12 protein-coding genes are annotated in these 16158 nt (G+C 53.5%); 6 read left to right on the plus strand and 6 right to left on the minus strand.

Features of this window, described 5'->3' with window-relative positions:
- Positions 1-40 precede the first annotated feature (40 nt).
- On the plus strand, positions 41-2539 hold the full coding sequence (locus JI741_RS24205) for a phosphocholine-specific phospholipase C (RefSeq protein ID WP_202014016.1): 2499 nt from the start codon (positions 41-43) through the stop codon (positions 2537-2539).
- Positions 2540-2758: 219 nt separating this feature from the next.
- Here JI741_RS24205 and JI741_RS24210 read toward each other — a convergent pair whose 3' ends face one another.
- From JI741_RS24210 to JI741_RS24220, 3 genes are all read right to left on the minus strand, one after another.
- Positions 2759-3823, minus strand: coding sequence for a hypothetical protein (locus JI741_RS24210; protein ID WP_202014017.1), 1065 nt, complete (start codon positions 3821-3823; stop codon positions 2759-2761).
- Between the two features lie 249 nt (positions 3824-4072).
- The gene (locus JI741_RS24215) at positions 4073-4651 is read right to left on the minus strand and encodes a DUF7010 family protein (protein ID WP_202014018.1); all 579 of its coding nucleotides are present in this window, start codon (positions 4649-4651) and stop codon (positions 4073-4075) included.
- A gap of 143 nt (positions 4652-4794) precedes the next feature.
- The gene (locus JI741_RS24220; RefSeq protein WP_202014019.1) at positions 4795-5667 is read right to left on the minus strand and encodes an alpha/beta fold hydrolase; all 873 of its coding nucleotides are present in this window, start codon (positions 5665-5667) and stop codon (positions 4795-4797) included.
- Positions 5668-5923: 256 nt separating this feature from the next.
- Here JI741_RS24220 and JI741_RS24225 point away from each other — a divergent pair, with 256 nt between their 5' ends.
- The 4 genes from JI741_RS24225 to JI741_RS24240 all read left to right on the plus strand — a co-directional run bounded on the left by JI741_RS24225 (position 5924) and on the right by JI741_RS24240 (position 9299).
- Positions 5924-6955 (plus strand): sensor histidine kinase, encoded by a 1032-nt coding sequence (locus JI741_RS24225; protein ID WP_202014020.1) that lies wholly within the window; start codon positions 5924-5926, stop codon positions 6953-6955.
- Positions 6952-7686, plus strand: a complete 735-nt coding sequence (locus JI741_RS24230; RefSeq protein WP_202014021.1) for a LytR/AlgR family response regulator transcription factor — start codon at positions 6952-6954, stop codon at positions 7684-7686. The genes JI741_RS24225 and JI741_RS24230 overlap by 4 nt, the downstream gene beginning before the upstream one ends.
- 77 nt (positions 7687-7763) lie before the next feature.
- Positions 7764-8621 carry a non-homologous end joining protein Ku gene (gene ku / locus JI741_RS24235; protein ID WP_202014022.1) on the plus strand — a complete coding sequence of 286 codons (858 nt, stop codon included), beginning with the start codon at positions 7764-7766 and terminating at the stop codon, positions 8619-8621.
- An 81-nt stretch (positions 8622-8702) separates the two neighbouring features.
- Complete coding sequence (locus JI741_RS24240; RefSeq protein WP_202014023.1) at positions 8703-9299, plus strand: tetratricopeptide repeat protein; 597 nt, start codon at positions 8703-8705, stop codon at positions 9297-9299.
- Between the two features lie 30 nt (positions 9300-9329).
- Here the strand turns inward: JI741_RS24240 and JI741_RS24245 are convergent, their stop codons facing one another.
- From JI741_RS24245 to JI741_RS24255, 3 genes are all read right to left on the minus strand, one after another.
- Entirely contained in the window at positions 9330-10193 is an 864-nt protein-coding gene (locus JI741_RS24245) for a DUF3667 domain-containing protein (protein WP_202014024.1), read from the minus strand.
- 84 nt (positions 10194-10277) lie between these two features.
- On the minus strand, positions 10278-10814 hold the full coding sequence (locus tag JI741_RS24250; protein ID WP_202014025.1) for a HEAT-like fold family protein: 537 nt from the start codon (positions 10812-10814) through the stop codon (positions 10278-10280).
- Positions 10815-11034: 220 nt separating this feature from the next.
- Positions 11035-12255, minus strand: coding sequence for a Pycsar system effector family protein (locus tag JI741_RS24255; protein ID WP_202014026.1), 1221 nt, complete (start codon positions 12253-12255; stop codon positions 11035-11037).
- Between the two features lie 146 nt (positions 12256-12401).
- On the opposite strand from JI741_RS24255, the gene JI741_RS24260 reads away from it, so the two are divergent.
- On the plus strand, positions 12402-16127 hold the full coding sequence (locus tag JI741_RS24260) for a BamA/TamA family outer membrane protein (protein WP_202014027.1): 3726 nt from the start codon (positions 12402-12404) through the stop codon (positions 16125-16127).
- Positions 16128-16158: the final 31 nt, after the last annotated feature.

Here is a 16158-nt window from a genome sequence, read left to right on the forward strand (position 1 = left end):
TTGCCTTACTTTTAAGCGTACCCTTTATTTAAACCAGCGAATGGAAACACGCCGCGATTTTCTTAAAAAGGTAGCCATGCTCTCTGCCGCTGCCGGTGGAGCAGGTGTGCTGCCCCCCTCAATTCAAAAAGCATTTGCCATTAACCCTGCCGTTGGCAGCACCTACCTCGATGCCGAACACGTGGTGATTCTCATGCAGGAGAACCGCTCGTTCGACCACAGCTATGGCACCCTGCAGGGCGTGCGCGGTTTCAACGACCCGCGGGCCATCACACTACCCAACAAAAACAAAGTGTGGCTTCAGACCAACGCCGCAGGCGAGACTTATGCACCCTTTCGCCTCAACATGAAAGACACCAAAGCCACCTGGATGGGCTCGCTGCCCCACAGCTGGACAAACCAGGTGGACGCCCGCAACGGGGGCCGATGCGATCAATGGCTCATCGCCAAACCTTCGGGCGAAGAAGAATATAAAGACATGCCGCTCACCCTGGGGCACTACAACCGCGAAGACCTGCCGTTCTATTATGCACTGGCCGATGCCTTCACCGTGTGTGATCAGAACTTCTGTTCGTCGCTGACCGGCACAACGCCCAACCGTCTATACCTATGGACCGGCACCATCCGCGAAAATGTTTCGGCACAAGCGCGTGTGCGCAACGAAGAGCTTGACTATGATAGACCCGCACAATGGACCACCTTCCCCGAACGATTGGAAGAACGTGGCGTGTCGTGGAAGATCTATCAAAACGAACTGAGTGTGGGCGCAGGATTTGAAGGCGAAGAAGACTCATGGCTTTCGAACTTTACCGACAATCCCATTGAGTGGTTCTCGCAATATCATGTCAAGTTCTCGCAGGTATATATCAAACATCTGCCCGCGCAGATCGAGAAGATTACTCATGAGATTGCAGCGGCCGAAAAGAAATTGCAAGGCATGCCTGCCGGCGAAGAAGCCAAAGCGTTTGCCTCCAGGATTGAAAGAGGCAAGACAACGCTTGCCGAATTGCAGCAGGACCTGAAGACGCTCACCCCCGAAGCCTTCGCGAAAATTCCGGAGCGTGAGAAGAGCCTGCACCGGAAAGCGTTCACCACCAACAGCAACGATCCAGACTATCATACGCTCACCACGGCCAAGTATGAAGACGGCGGTACCGTGCGCGAAATGAAAGTCCCCAAGGGCGATGTGCTTCATCAGTTTCGCCAGGATGTGAAGAATGGAACACTGCCCGCCGTTTCGTGGCTGGTGGCTCCCGAGAACTTTTCCGATCACCCCGGCGCACCATGGTATGGCGCGTGGTATGTTTCGGAAACGCTCGACATCCTCACGCAAAACCCGGAGGTATGGAAGAAGACCATCTTCATCCTGGCCTACGACGAAAACGACGGCTACTTCGATCACGTGCCCCCCTTTGTTCCACCACATCCCACCAAACCCAACACCGGCAAACTGTCGCCGGGTCTGGATGCCAATATCGAATATGTTACCATGGCGCAGGAGCTGAAACGCAAGCCTGCTGCAGACAGTCGTGAAAGCTCCATTGGTTTAGGATACCGTGTGCCGCTGGTGATTGCCTCGCCGTGGAGTCGCGGTGGCGCGGTGTGCTCGCAGGTGTTTGATCACACCTCTGTCATTCAGTTCCTGGAGAAATTTGTATCGCACAAAACCGGAAAGCCCTTAACCGAAACCAACATCACGGCCTGGCGTCGCGCGGTGTGTGGCGACCTCACGTCTTCCTTCATTCCCTATAACGGAGAGACGTTTTCGTTGCCGCCGTTTGTGAATAAGGAATCGTTTATTGAAGGTGTTCACAAAGCGCAGTTCAAGCAACTCCCCGCCGGCTTTCAGAAGATCACGGCAGAAGAAGCGGCAAAAATCAATAACGACCCATCGTCGTCTGCACTCATGCCACAACAGGAGAAAGGCACGCGCACATCGCGGCCGTTGCCCTACCAGCTTTATGCCCACGGCAAGCTTAGTGAAGACAGGAAGAGCATTGTCATAAACTTCGATGCCCGCACAGAGAAATTCGGAGCAGCTTCCAGCGGCTCACCCTTTCATGTGTATTCGCACGGCAAAACGTTTGCCACACGCGCCTATGCGGTGTCTGCCGGAAAGCCCATTGCAGACACATGGATGTTGACAGACTTTGGTGCTGATGGCTATGATCTTCATGTGTATGGTCCCAATGGCTTTTACCGCACATTCAAAGGAACATCGCTCGATCCTTCACTGGAAGTGACCGTAGACTATTCGCGCGCAGGCAAAGAGTTCAATGGAAATGTAGACGTGCTGGTGGTGAACAAAAGCAAAAGCAAATTCACCATCGACGTGAAAGACTGGGCCTATCAGAATGGCACACGCGGAAACGTTGTGCAGCCAGGAGGGAAGCTCACCACCACACTCGACCTTACGGAAAGCTCGGGCTGGTATGACTTCAGCGTGCTGATCCGCGAAATGCCAGGCTTTGAGCGCCGCTTTGCCGGCCGCGTGGAAACAGGCCGCCCTGGCACAACCGATCCGTTGATTGGAAGGTAGTCAACATAAAAGAACGCTGTGACATAACCTCATGCGGAATGGTCCAAGCACAGTCTCTCGTCTCGAGGACTGTGCGCGTTCCTTCAAATCCCGCATAGTCCTCGAAACGAGAGACTATGCTATGATGGACCACGTATGATCACAACCGATAATAACATTCTTAATAAGCATCGTGACGCAAGCACTCTCTGCCGGTCACGATGCTTTTGTTTTTATAGGTTACTCTATAGTCTTGGTAGTAGTAACACCGTTGATGGTTATTGTGAGGGTACGGTTTGTGCAGGAGCCGTCGCCAAAATCAACAACTACGGTGTCGGTTCTGTAGTGTGTTTCGAGCGTGCCGCTTACCGGGCCGGAGCGTCTGCCTTCGCACGCCAGGTTTTCGGAAAGGGGTTTGGTGGTTTGGTGGGAATAGATCACCGTGCCGTCGGCTGCCGTAACAAAGGTCTTCACTTCTGTTGTGATCTCGCCGCTTATAGGGCGGCCGTTGTCGTTTAGCACCACGGTGGATGTGCGTGTTTTGTCGCTCGTCCAGGTGGCCACGGTGCCGTCGCTGAAGGTGATCTTTCCATCGGTGACAGTGGTGACGGATTTGCCCGAGCCGGTGGTGGCGTCGAATGTGCTGGTGCGTGTCTTTGTTCCCTCAATGGTGTTGCCGTTCACGGCGTAGTTCTCAAAGGTTGTCACTTCTGTTTTGTTGGCACTGTCGCCACTGCGTGTGATAATGATTTTGCCCGACCGTGTGATCGTGACGGTGTCGCGCCGGTAGGTGACTCCGCTGCCAAAGTCGATCACCGTCTTCGCGATCTTCGACAACAATGAATCATAGACCGGGAACTGATGACCACTGAAGCTGCAACCATTTGGGCCACCCGTGGCGGGAAGCGTGAGCGCAATTACGTTGCCGCTGGCATCGTAGTTTGTGATGGTTGCACCACCGTTACGCGAAATGCGAAGTCCCCTGAAGTCGCTGGCGCTCTCGGCATCGATGATGGTGAGCAACTCTTCCGTAGGTGCCAGAAGATTGGCGCCGTCAAGTATGCCCCTGAACTTCGGATGGCCACGACGACCATGCGCATTTTCGTGAGTGTCGGTGCTGTCGGTGCTGCTTCCGTTGATGCGGAAGCTTGTGCCGCTGGCCAGTTGCCCCGACGTTTCGGCCACGTCTATCAAGGTTGTGTTGCTGGTGCTGGTGTCCGACAGGGCGTTGTCGGCGTTCTCGTTGGCGCAACTCCAGACGAATAAGGCCACGAGGGCCGCGAAAAGAATACGTATGTTTTTCATGAGCTTTCCATTTGCCTCTTAATACGCTCAAGCTGCACAGGAAATTGCTTGAATGACGGGATCATAGACAGGATGGGCTAATGTGTAGACGACCCATGTCATCTTGTTTGTGATGTCGTAGCACAGTCTATCGAGGACTGTGCGTTTCATTATAGAACCCGCATAGTCCTCGAAGCGAGAGACTATGCTACGACGATAAAGCTTTGACGCTTCCTTATATATCGCTTAGTCGAAGCAAACACTGCGTCATCACGCCACCACCATCCGCTCCGTTTCCTTCTCACGGCGGGCTTTCTTCACGTCAGCTTTAATGGCAAACACTGTCGCGAGGTAGGCGGCCGACACAAAGAAGGGAATGGCCACAAAACGTTGATCGGGAAGTGTATACCATAGCACCGTGCAACCAACGGTTCTTGCGATGGCATGTGCCATGTAGAGTGGGCGGCCATAGGTCCAGCCGATCACGGGCCAGTGAATGCCCATGCCCACGCCGATGGCGAGGGGCACGAAAGAGAGGTCGGCACGGGCGCCGGCAAACGCGAGGGGCCAGAACATGAGCATGGAAACAAACGCCGGCAGCAGCAGGTTGGTGAGGGCCGACTTTACCATCAGGTCTGACTTCATTGGCTTGGCCAACGCAAGGCCCAGGGGAAAGATGAGACCCGACGTGAACGCCGCCAGCGGAAACCAGAAGCGTGGTGCCACATAAAGACCGGCAATGCCCAGGGCAAGCCAGTATATAAATCCTGCCACAGGCAAGGCTAGCCCGCCGTTGGCGTTGATGAAGGCGTTTCTTTTTTCGAGGAGGAGGCTTTCTTTAAGATTCATAGGTCTAACAGGTTAAGGAGGTTCAGATAGTTAAGGTAGCGGTGGCGTTGTGATAAACAATAGGATGGTGAAGTGAATAGCACGATCGGAGAAGTGAATGGCAGGAATGAAGCGATATGGCGAGACTCCTGCTTTAAGATACATCATTTCAGAAAGTTATCTACGGTCAGGAAGAACCAGGCAGGTTCATCATAGAAGATGAAGTGTTTCGCGGTGTCGTTGATGGCCACGGTGGCGTGCTTCACGTTGGCCACTTGTGCCTGGTAGGCCGCCACTGAGCCATCGTGTGTGGCCCCATAGCTTTTGTAGGCGGCCCACTGACCCATCACCAGCACGGGACTTTGAATGGCGGCCACGGTGGGGCGAAGGTCGGTGGTGAACATCTCATACATCACTTCGCCCTGGGTGGGTGAGTCGGCTTTCGAGGCAATCTCGGCCACCTGGCTGATGCGTTCGGGGCTGGTGATCATCGACTGCAGGATGCGTTGTTGATTTGTTTTGATTTGCTCGGGGGTCTGGCCGGCCATGGAGTTCTTCATGTTCAGGGCCATGGGTTTCATGTTGTCGGGTGTAGCGCTGGGGTTGGCCAGCACACTCAGGAAGGGAATCCCGTCAACAGCAATCACTTTCTGAAACAGGTCGGGTGCCGACGCGGCGGCCCAGAGCGAAAGGAAACCGCCCATGCTATGTCCCATGATAATCGGGTTCTTCAACTTCTTGTCTTTCACATACGTAATCACCTCGTCCTTCATCGACTCCAGGAAGTGGTCGCTCAGGGCAGGGGCGTTGCCACCAAATCCCGCCAGGGTGATGACGTGGCATTCATAGGCATTCTGGTAGTGTTCAACAGTCTCCTTCCAAACTTCGCCGGAGCAGAACAGGCCATGGATGAGGATCATGGGCTGGCCTTTTCCTGTTACGTTGACCGTGAACAGCTTTTGACCGTTGGCCAGGAAGTTGGTCAGCAGGAAGGAAGCCAGCAGGGCAATGGTGGGGAGGGAATAGATTCGTTTCATGATTTTCGGGTTTTGCGTTTTCATGCTTCAAAGGAACGGCGGTGTGCACGGCCCGGAAATTTTTATTGACTAACTGCACCAATGCCATGACCATCTGCTCCAGCCGACAATAGCAGGCGGCATCATGCTGATTCTACAGGTTTCTACCCTGCACCCTGGCGCATGATTCCGGTTGGTCAATGCTTCGGCGCAGTTGGTCAATGGAATTATTGTGTTTGGGCGGCGATGTTTTACTTTGGGGTTTGAACTGAACCGCATGACGGACACGCGCATCACGCTCTGGCAAAAGCTCTATCGCATCAAAGCACATCACCTGGTGTTGTGGGTTTGCTATTTCCTGTTCTGGATGACGGTCTACCAGGAGCAATACAAATCCAAGGTGATGCTGTTGTTTGTGATCTCGTTCTATTTTGTGTTTAATGCCGCCACGTTCTACAGTGTTATTTATGTGCTGATTCCCAGGTACTTCAATACCCGTCGCTATGGGCTTTTCTGCCTCCTGTTTGTGGGTATGTTGCTGGTCGCTTCCGCGGGATTGGCGGTGTGCATCTCCATGATCTTCAAGGCGAACAACAGCGTCTTTGCGAGCCACTATAGTGTGATCTTCTTTTATGCGCTGACGTCTAACGGTACCGTGTTGGGTGCGTTTGGGGCAGCAAAGTTTCTGGTCGACCGGGTGAAGAACGACCGCCATTCACGCATCGTGGAGCATCAGCGGCTGGAGTCGGAATTGCAATACCTGAAGGCGCAGGTAAACCCTCACTTCCTGTTCAACGCCATCAACAGCGTTTACTTTCTTATTAAGAAGGACCCCGACATGGCTTCCGAAACGCTCATCAAACTATCGGATCTGCTCCGCTTCCAACTCTACGATTGCTCCGACGACAAGATTGCCATCGAGAAAGAGCTTGAATATCTTCAAAACTACATCGCCCTCGAAAAGCTCCGGAAGGGCAGCAAGGTGAAAGTGGACTACGCGCCCGAAGGCATCCTTTCGGGATTTCAGATTGCCCCGTTTCTCATGATCCCCTTTCTCGAAAATGCGTTCAAGTTTGTATCCAACGACAGCGACAAACCCAACGAGATCCGCTTCGGTCTGACCCGCAACGACAACCAACTCGTGGCCACCTTCTTTAACACCCACGACGGCTTGCCAAAGAGCACGGTGGGAGGCATCGGGCTGAAGAATGTGAAACGCAGGCTCGAACTGTTGTATCCCGATCGCCACACCCTGCACATCGACAGCACAGCGCGCACCTATTCTGTAACCCTGACCCTGACGTTATGACCTTGAAAATACAGACCATCATTGTAGAAGACGAACCCCTGGCCCGCGAAGGCCTGCTCTCGTATGTGCGCGAGATCGGCTTCCTCGAGATCAAGGCCACCTGCGAAGACGCCCTCGAAGCCAACAAGGTGCTCGGGTCCACGCCGGTAGACCTCATGTTTCTCGATATCCAGATGCCCAAAATCACGGGCATCGAATTCCTGAAGTCCATCAAAGAGCCGCCCATGGCCATCATGACCACGGCCTATCCCAACTTCGCCCTTCAGGGCTATGAGCTGGATGTGGTGGACTATCTGGTGAAGCCCTTTCCGTTCGAGCGTTTTCTGAAGTCGGTGAACAAAGCCCGCGACTTTTTTGAGCTGAAGCAGAAGGGCAGGAGCGTCGGCAGCGGCCCCACCGAACCCAGGGAAAAGACTGACGAGGACTACTTCTTTGTGAAAGTGGACTATCGCTACGAAAAGATTCACTACAAAGACGTTATGTATGTGGAGGGCATGGAGAACTATGTGGTCATTCACACGGCGGCGCAGCAATACATGACGCTGCTGCGCATGAAGAACCTGGAGGAGATCCTGCAGGCGCCCGCGTTTCTTCGGATTCACAAGTCGTATATCGTGGCCGTGAGGGCCATCTCGGCCATCGACGGCAACGAGGTGGTGGTGGGAAACAAACGCCTGCCGATCAGCCGCGACAAGAAAGCGGAGATCCTGGAGCGCTTAATTAAAAATTGACAGTAAAGTTTTTAAACTTTAACATTTTCAATAACTTAGCAGCACCTGATTCATTTTTTAATCTAACTGATAATGTTATGAGAGCAATCTGGAAAGGACATATCCAATTCTCGCTGGTCACCATCCCGGTTCGTATTTACAACGCCATTGATACTGGCCAAACCATTAGCTTCAACCTGCTGTCGAAAGAAGGGCACAACCCAGTGAGCTACGAGAAGAAGGATAAAGTGACCGGCCAAACCCTGCGCCAGGAAGACATCGTGAAAGGTTACCAGTACGAGCCTGGCCAATACGTGATCATCGAAAATGAAGACTTCGCCAAAGTGAAGTTGAAAAGCGAGAAGGTGATCGAGATCGAAGGCTTTGTCGATTCCTCGGAAGTGCACCCCACCTTGTTTGAAACACCCTATTATATCGGGCCCGATGGCGACATCGCAGCCAAAACCTACGGACTTCTGTCTGAGACGCTGAAGGCGTCTGGAAAGATCGCCGTGGGCAAAGTGGTGCTTCGCGACCGCGAAACGCCGTTGCTGTTGTCGCCTCACGACGGCGGCATCATCATGTACCGCCTCCGCTATCCCAACGAGGTGCGCAGCATGCGCGAGGTGCCCCAGCTCCTGGAAGTGAAAGCCGACAAGGAACAGTTGAAGCTGGCCAAAACGCTGGTCGACTCCATGACCACCAAGTTCAGCAACATCGAAATGAAAGACCATTATTTCGATGCCCTCAAAGGCATCATCGATGCCAAGATAGAAGGCAAGGAAGTGGTGATGGTGGAAGAAGAGGAGCCCAAAGTGGTCGACATCATGACCGCCCTCAAAGCCAGCATCGACGCCGCCAAGAAGCCGATGGAGAAAGCCAAAGGCACCGCCGCCAAAGAGAAAGCCACCGAAAAAGCCGAGAAGCCAAAAGCCAAAACGCGGAAGGCGAGCTAGGAAACTACGGTTCAAAACTACTTGGGCTTCCCGAGGGGCAGCGCTTTCACCTTTCGTACATTACCGTTAACTTTGTACGACATGGCCAAGGTTGTTAAATTTCCTCTTCCCGATCCTGAGAAGTTCGGACCCGTGCGGGTTCAGAAGAAGAGGTCTGTCGAACCGAAACCACCCGGCCAGCTCAACCTGTTTACCGGTGCCAAGATTGTGCGGCTTCACCAACTCTCCGAGTTCGAAGAAGCCCTCATGATCGACAACCAGGGCGACGTGAACGAAGCCCGCAAGCTTTACCAGAAAGCCATCGACGATGGCGACTCCCTGGCCGATGCCTATTGCAACCTCGGCATCCTGGAATGGCAGGAAGGCTACACCACAAAGGCCATCGACAATTTCACCCTGAGTCTCAAGAACGACCCGCGCCACTTCGAGGCGCACTATAACCTGGCGAACCTCTACGGAGAGATTGGCAACTTTCCGTTGGCGAAAGTGCACTATGAAGTGTCCATCGAAATCGAGCCATCGTTTCCCAATAGTTATTTTAACCTTGGCCTCACCCTGGCCATGAACAAGGAATTTCCCGAAGCTGTGCTGGTGCTGCAACGCTACCGCCAGCTCACGTCGCCCGATAACTATAAGCAGGCCGACGACCTCATCAGCAAACTGCAGCAAGCCTATTGATGTTGATTTGAGGAAGGAGCGAAGCTCCCCTTAGATGGAAAGCATCGTGACAATGAACAGCACGAAGCGATAGGCCTCCAGCGCCAGAAACAATCCCACCACACCCAGCATGGCCTTGATGACCAAACGTTTTCCCTTTTGGTTATAGAACGTCTTGGCCGCCCGGAAAATGAAATACACATTGGTGGCAATGAAGATGAGCGTGAGCGTGATGTCGTTCAGGTAGGTGCCCCAGGTGAAGTGCCCCCAATGAAAGAGTTTGCTGAACACCAGGAAAATGAGCGAAAGGCCAATGGCATTTAGCGCCATGTTGAAGCTGGTGAGTTCCACCGCCAGGGCCACGTGGTCGGTATAGAACCGGTTCTTCTTTCGGAAGATGAGGCTGAGGGGCACAGACGCCAGCACCACAAAAATCACCACCAGCAGTTTGGCCAGGTTGGTGGTTTCCTGGTTGTAGATCAATTCGAAACCCTGCATGCTCAGCCCTTGCTCAACCACTTTGTGGTGCACCATTTTGCGCGCCAGGTTGCTGTGGGGCAACACGTTCAGTTGGGTGTAGAGCGACGCGTTGAACATCTGCAACACCGGGAACAGGAAGTAGACCAGGTTCAGGATGAAGAACATTTGCAGGGGGCGCATGTAGCGCACCCGTCGCCCATCAACATACTCCCGTGCCAGGAAGCCCGGGTTGGAGAGGGTGAGGCGTAGCGATTTCAGGAACTTGTTGTCCACAAAGGTGGTGGAGATCAGCACCGTGGTGAGAATGGAATTGAGCTTTCGGTCTTTGGGTTCGATCACCTTCTCGCCACACAGGTTGCAGTAGATACCCTTGAAGGTGTGACCACAGTTTTTGCAGATGTGTTCCGGCAGGTCGGTTTGCTGAGAGATTTCCATTTTCGGTGGGCGAAGATACGCCATAGGCTCAGGAGAAAACAAGGGCAAGGGCAGCGGGAATATTACACGTCACAGGAAGTGGGCCTAAGCGGCGGATCGACGATCCATCTTAGCCAACGCCTTCAGTGTCTTCGCGCCGCGCGACAGGAAGGCAGGCTTCGCGTAGGGCATCTGATCTTCGATGATGATCTTCAGTTCTTCTTTCAGCTCCGGCTCCGACTGCACAAGGGCGAGCAGCACGGTCATGGAAAATACTTTCACGGCCACCGTTTCCGATTTGCTCTGGAGGTAGCCAAAGGCGAGGGCGGCCACCTTTCCATGATAGCGCTTGGGTAGTTCAACGAACTGCAGCAGGCGCATGGTGTTGCGCTTCACCGCGTCGTGGATGCCCGGTTTCTTCAGAAAATCAAGGAGTTGCTTCAGGTGGGGGAGAATCAGGTTCGGGTGATGCTCGGCGATGACGCTCAGCGGCCAGGCGGCCCTCTGGGTAATACGGTAAGGACCAGCAAGATAAACCTCTACCAAAGCTTTAAATCGGGTCTTGTTATGACCCACATAATCAACGATTTTGGTCATTTGAGCTTTGGAGTGCTCTTTTTCGAGGGCCTTGGTCAAATCCATTCGAAGGAATATTTGATCGGTTATCGGAAGTAAAGTCTGATAAACATTTCTGAACGAGGCCGGTTACCTCGATTGACTACTTTCACATCACGATTAAAAACAGGAGGGACGACGTATGGAATTATTCATTACTATATTCTCAACCGTAGTGGTGCAGCTCGGGCTTTGCGTTTTCTGTTTCATCAAAAAACAGTCGGACCACCACGTGCTCGACAAGACTTCAGAGATTAGCTTTAGCCGCTAACTGAAACGCCACGATAAACGACAAGATTGCCACCACGAAGCCGAACATGAAAATGCTGTAGGCGATCCGGAGGTGGCGGTACTTTCTGCCCAACACTTTTCCAAGGTAATAGATGTCTTTGATGAGGCTTCCGTAGAGGTAGTCTGCGTCTTTCATCATTTCCTTCATGCTCCACTCATATTCTTCCAGCTTCATGGCGTGAAAGTTTCCGAAAAACAGGAGGTTGGTCTTCTTGTTCCGAATGTCGTCGCGTGTGAACTTTCCTGACGATACGTTGGGCCGGCTGGCCAGAATGGAAAACACCATCGTGGCCAGACACACCGTGATGAGGATGATGGTGGGAATGGTGAGGTAGGGATTTTCTTCCAGCTTGCGCACCAGCACCGACACCACCAACGACAAGATGATGGAGTTGATGGTGATGAGAATGTTGGCCTTGTTATCGACCATCTGGCTCAGCATGATGTGGTTGTGCGAGGTGGTGCGGAACATGGTTTCGATGCCGCGGTCGGGCTTTAACGTCTTGGCCTTCTCGAGCTTACCCTTCAGGTGCTCCACTTCTTCTTCGAGCTTGCGGTATTTCTTTTCGCTCACACCGTCGCTGCCGCCTTTCAGTAGTGTTTTCAATTTCTTGATGTTCTTTTTCTTGCCTTCTTCCAAAACAGATTGCCCATAGAGCGTTTTATACTCGTGATACTTTAAAAAGTTGATGTTCGACTGTATCCATTCTTCGTTGGTCATGTGCTGGTCGTTCAGCAACGACCACTCGGCCCGCAGCAGTTCGCCTTTCTCCTGGCAAGCTTTGGTGGCCAGGTGATAGAGGTCGGCGTCGCACAGCACCTTGCCGATTTCGTTCTGCGGGTTTTGCGGCATCTTTGTGGCGCCTATGGCCAGGGCGATGTCGTTGATTCTTTTCTCGGCAATGCCCAGGCCCTTCATCCATTCGGTGGCGATGGCGATGGAGGCAGCCTCATGATCCTGCGACCCGTTCTTGTAGCCCACGTCGTGAAGCCAGGCCGCCACAATCACCGACTCCAGGTCTTCGGCACTCAGTTGGGTGTACTTGCCAATCTCGGTAGCCGCAGCCACCACGTCACGGGTGTGTTCGAGGTTGTGAAAAACGTGCTTTTCGAAGGCTCGATCGTGGAAAATTTCCTCTGCTAGCGTTTGCGCTTGCCTGATGAACTCAGAATCCATAACTGTTAAAAGCTAAAGGTAGAAAATATTTTATCTTCGAATCGGTGGAAAGCCCCCCGATGAAACAAACTTTATAGCTTCGTGCAATTTTCATCGGGAGTTCACCCACCGGTCGACTCGATAAGTATTGGCTAGAACGTTCGCGCATGTTAAAAACTATACCCCCCGCTCTGTTATTCTTTTTCGGCTCCCTTGGCCTATGGGCGCAGGCTCCCGCCGAGGTGGCCTACACGCTTTATCTCGTGGGCGATGCCGGTGAACCCGCCATTGTTGACCAACCCCTCGGCAAGGCCCTGCGCCGCGAGGTGTCCGCTTCGGGTGCCAACGCCACCGTGGTCTATCTGGGCGACAACATTTATCCCAAAGGCATGCCGCCCGTGGGCTCCAAGCAACGCGCCATTTCCGAAACCATTCTGAAAACACAGGCCGGGTGGATTCAAGGCCTCGACGCCAAAGGCATTTTTCTGCCTGGCAACCACGATTGGCAACGCGCCCGTCGCCGCGGCCAGGAATACATTCTGAACCAGCAGCAGTTTCTCGATTCGCTGCACGACAACAACATAACCCTCTTGCCCCGCGATGCCTGCCCGGGTCCTGTGGAAATTCCACTCACCGAAAAGGCTGTGCTCGTCATCCTCGACACGCAATGGCTTCTTCACCCGTGGGACAAACCCGGTGAGGAAAGCGACTGCGATGCCAAAACACCGGCCGAAGTGTGGCTGTTGCTGAGCGACATCTTTGCCCGCAACGCCGGCAAGCGTGTGATTGTGGCCGCCCACCATCCGCTCATCACACACGGCGAACACGGTGGCGTGTTCCAATTGAAAGACCACCTCTTTCCCCTCACGGCCGCGAACCATAATTTATACATCCCCATGCCGGTGATCGGCTCCATCTACCCGCTCTACCGGAAATGGTTTGGCGATGTGCAGGATGCAGCCCATCCGTTGTATAAGGAGATGAGCGGCCTCATCCAGAACCTGATGCTGCAATATCCCGGAAGCGTCTATGCCGCCGGGCATGAGCATGCCCTGCAATATCTGGTGCGCGACAGCCTTCACCTCATTGTGAGCGGCGCAGGCTCCAAGACATCGTTCGTGAAGCAAAAGCAATACTCCAAATATGCGGGCGCCGTGCAAGGCTATGTGAAGCTCACGCTTTATACAGACGGTTCGGCTCTGACAGAATACAAACAGGTGGACGAAACCTATCCCGAAGGCAAGTCGGTCTATAGCGACAAGCTTCCGGCATTGCATCGCATGAAGCCGCTGCCGGAGCAAGGCGCGGTGTCGTTCAAAGACAAGGTGGTGCGCGTGAAGGCCAGCGAACAGTATGCCGCCAGCAAGACCCACGAGCGCCTGCTGGGCGCCAACTACCGGTCGGCCTGGGGGCAGGAAATAGATGTGCCTGTGTTCGACATCGCCACCGAGCAGGGTGGGCTCAAGATTGTGCAGAAGGGTGGAGGCATGCAGACGCTTTCGCTGCGCCTCGAAGACTCGACGGGTCGGGAGTTTGTGCTCCGCTCCATTGAAAAATATCCGGAGAACGCCGTGCCCGAAATGCTTCGGAAAACCTTTGCACAGGACCTGGTGCAGGATCAGATATCGGCCTCACATCCATACTCGGCCGTGGTGGTTCCCGGCCTTGCCGACGCGGCCCAGATCTATCACACTAACCCCCGCATCGTCTACATTCCCGACGATGCTCGCCTGGGAATCTATCGCCGCCAATTCGCCAACACCCTGTCGCTGTTCGAAGAGCGGCCGGCGGGCGATTGGTCTGACAAGGCATTTTTTGGTAATTCAAAGAATATAATAAACACAAGTAAAGTCCTGGAAAGGACCGAAAAGGACAACGATAACCAGGTTGATCAGCGGTTCGTGCTGCGCTCGCGCATCTTCGATTTGTGGATTGGCGACTGGGACCGTCACGACGATCAATGGCGCTGGTCTTCATTCAAAACAAAAAAAGGAGAGACCTACCGGCCCGTGCCGCGCGACCGCGACCAGGCGTTCTTTGTGAATGAGGGTGTGATCCCCAAGATCTGGAGTCGCAAGTGGGCGTTGCCGAAGTTTGAAGGCTTTGCTGAAACCATACGGTGGCCCTCCGGATTGTCGTTCAACGCACGCTACTTCGACCGCACATTTCTGACCGAGCCATCGGAAGACGAGTGGGTGGCCGCCGCCAAAGACCTGCAACTGAAATTGACCGACGAGGTGATTGAGACTTCCATCAAAGCATGGCCCATAGAGATCTATGATCTTCATGGTAAGGAAGTGATCCAGAAACTGAAAGTGCGGCGCGAGAACCTGGTGAAAGACGCGGTCTTACATTATAAGTTTTTGGCAAAGGCCGTGGAAGTGGTTGGCTCGGAGAAGGATGAAAAGTTCGACGTGCAACGACAGCCCTCGGGCGATGTGTTGGTGAAGGTCTATAAATACAAAGACGGCGAAGAAGGCAAGAAACTGTATGAACGTCTTTTCAAGAAATTCGAAACGAAAGAGATCCGGTTGTATGGCCGCGGAGGAAAAGACCTGTTTGCCGTGACGGGCACAACCCCTCAAAGCATTTTGGTGCGTGTGATTGGCGGCGACGGCAAAGACACCTTGCGCGACGAGTCGCACGTGACCGGGCTGGCCAACAAGACATTGTTCTATGACCTGAAAGAAGGCAGCACCGTGGTGACCAAAGGCGAAACCGGCAATCGTATGTCGGATGATTCACAGGTGAATGAATGGGACCGCAAGGCCTTCAAATATAACACGTTAGCACCCCTGGTGACGGGCAACGTGAACCCCGACGACGGACTGTTTATCGGGGGCGGGTTTCTTTACCAGACGCAAGGCTTCAGAAAGTCGCCGTTCAAGTCGCGCCACTTTGCACTGTTCAGCGTGGCGCCGCGCACGGCCTCGTTCAATCTTTCGTATCGTGGTGACTTCAACAACGTGGTGGGCAAGTGGGGGCTGCAAATCATTGCCGACCTGAAACAACCCAACTACGTGAACAACTTCTTCGGGTGGGGCAACGAAAGTGTGTATGACCTGAACATCGACGACAAGCCGCAACACGCCGGGCTGTCTACGCCCATTGAATATTATCGTTATCGCTTTGAGGAATGGAAACTGGAAGCTTATATCACCCGTCGCATTGGCAACTGGGGATTGCTCCAGGCCGGACCCGCCTTTCAGCGCGTGGAGGTGGAAGATCCGGGAGGTAAGGACCGGTTTATAGAAGAGTATGCGGCTACCTTGCCCTATCCGTTGTTCGACGGCCACAACACCTATACGGGGGGCGCGTGGAAATTCACCGTCGACAAACGCAACAACCCCATATTCACTACCCGTGGCGTTGTGTTTGCCGTGAGCGGACGCAACATGGCCGGTGTGGACATGCGTGCCCACAGCTTCTCGTCCTACGAAAGTTCGCTGAGCCTCTATCATTCGTTCCGGTTTCCGTCGCGCATTGTGTTTGCCGCGCGTGTAGGAGGAGGATTGAATACGGGGACGTATGAATTCTATCAGGCCCAGATTTTGAGTGGCCGCACGGAAATAAGAGGCTTCCGCAAAACAAGATTTTATGGCGACAGCCGTTTATACTCCAACCTCGAAATGCGGATCAAGCTGTTGAGTCTGAAAACGTATTTGTTTCCAGCCAGCCTGGGCATAGTGGGCTTCCACGATTTTGGAAGAGTGTGGTATAAGGACGCCAATGGAAACGACCCGTCAACCGTGTCGGGAAAATCTAGCGAATGGCACCGGGGGTGGGGTGGTGGACTGTGGTTCACGCCGTTTAACCTCACGATATTGTCGGTAGAAGCCGCGCACTCCGAAGAGGGCACGTTGGGCTACATCCGGATGGGCTTTTTGTTTTGACGAGGCTTCAGATTATCGTTATCTTTCATAC

It is taken from the genome of Chryseolinea lacunae (assembly GCF_016735595.1).
Classification (GTDB): Bacteria; Bacteroidota; Bacteroidia; order Cytophagales; family Cyclobacteriaceae; genus Chryseolinea; species Chryseolinea lacunae.

Coding starts and splice junctions, on each gene's coding strand:
- JI741_RS24205 (WP_202014016.1), top strand. CDS start 41: ATGGAAACACGCCGCGATTTTCTTAAAAAGGTAGCCATGCTCTCTGCC.
- JI741_RS24250 (WP_202014025.1), bottom strand. CDS start 10,814: ATGGATTTGACCAAGGCCCTCGAAAAAGAGCACTCCAAAGCTCAAATG.
- JI741_RS24255 (WP_202014026.1), bottom strand. CDS start 12,255: ATGGATTCTGAGTTCATCAGGCAAGCGCAAACGCTAGCAGAGGAAATT.
- ku (WP_202014022.1), top strand. CDS start 7,764: ATGAGAGCAATCTGGAAAGGACATATCCAATTCTCGCTGGTCACCATC.
- JI741_RS24210 (WP_202014017.1), bottom strand. CDS start 3,823: ATGAAAAACATACGTATTCTTTTCGCGGCCCTCGTGGCCTTATTCGTC.
- JI741_RS24240 (WP_202014023.1), top strand. CDS start 8,703: ATGGCCAAGGTTGTTAAATTTCCTCTTCCCGATCCTGAGAAGTTCGGA.
- JI741_RS24260 (WP_202014027.1), top strand. CDS start 12,402: ATGTTAAAAACTATACCCCCCGCTCTGTTATTCTTTTTCGGCTCCCTT.
- JI741_RS24215 (WP_202014018.1), bottom strand. CDS start 4,651: ATGAATCTTAAAGAAAGCCTCCTCCTCGAAAAAAGAAACGCCTTCATC.
- JI741_RS24245 (WP_202014024.1), bottom strand. CDS start 10,193: ATGGAAATCTCTCAGCAAACCGACCTGCCGGAACACATCTGCAAAAAC.
- JI741_RS24220 (WP_202014019.1), bottom strand. CDS start 5,667: ATGAAACGAATCTATTCCCTCCCCACCATTGCCCTGCTGGCTTCCTTC.
- JI741_RS24230 (WP_202014021.1), top strand. CDS start 6,952: ATGACCTTGAAAATACAGACCATCATTGTAGAAGACGAACCCCTGGCC.
- JI741_RS24225 (WP_202014020.1), top strand. CDS start 5,924: ATGACGGACACGCGCATCACGCTCTGGCAAAAGCTCTATCGCATCAAA.